The organism is Pseudomonas sp. EL_65y_Pfl1_R83, assembly GCF_963970695.1.
Taxonomy (GTDB): domain Bacteria; phylum Pseudomonadota; class Gammaproteobacteria; order Pseudomonadales; family Pseudomonadaceae; genus Aquipseudomonas; species Aquipseudomonas tritici.
Map to the genome: position 1 here is coordinate 1 of NZ_CAXAQI010000149.1, position 590 is coordinate 590.

1 protein-coding gene is annotated in these 590 nt (G+C 62.2%); it reads left to right on the forward strand.

The features are described 5' to 3' along the window. Positions 1–265 precede the first annotated feature (265 nt). Positions 266–590 (forward strand): hypothetical protein (locus AACY08_RS28125; protein WP_339472372.1); only part of this gene is annotated, 325 nt, incomplete at its 3' end.

The following is a 590-nucleotide window of genomic DNA, read 5'->3' on the forward strand; positions in this document are numbered from 1 at the left end:
CAAACGATCGATGATATCGACGCGTGCAGCATCGCCGAACGTCTTTTGACAGCCTTCCGCGCTATAATAACCCGCTGGGCCTGAGCCGATGATCGCAATGTGGCGCATTGGGGCTCTCCTATGGGGGATATCCTAGCGTGGGGATCGCTGACGGCAAGGTGCGCCGGCACTCTAGCCTTTGGACCGAAGATAACGATAGAGTTACGAATGACATGAATGTCATGTTGGCGTCGCGTTTAGGCCATGCGAAGGGGCCGATGCGATCATGACGATTTTACCCGAGGACAGGAATTCCATGAGCAGTGCCCCCGTTTTCTACGATGCCTCGGGGCGCCGTCGGCGGCGTTTCGCGGTGGCGGTGACGGCGTTTGTGCTGTTGATCGTGGTGGCGATTGCCGCGCTCGGGGTTTCTATCGGGGCTGTGCCGCGCGCGCCCTTGTTGCCGGTCGAGGCCGAGCACGCCGCGTTGACCAAGCTGCCGCCGCCGCATGAGCCGCTGCTGAAGCGCGCGCGGCATGATTTGAACGACTATGCCCGGCTGCTCGGCGCGCGTCCGCGCGGGGTTGGGGTCGATCAGCCATTGGCGATCG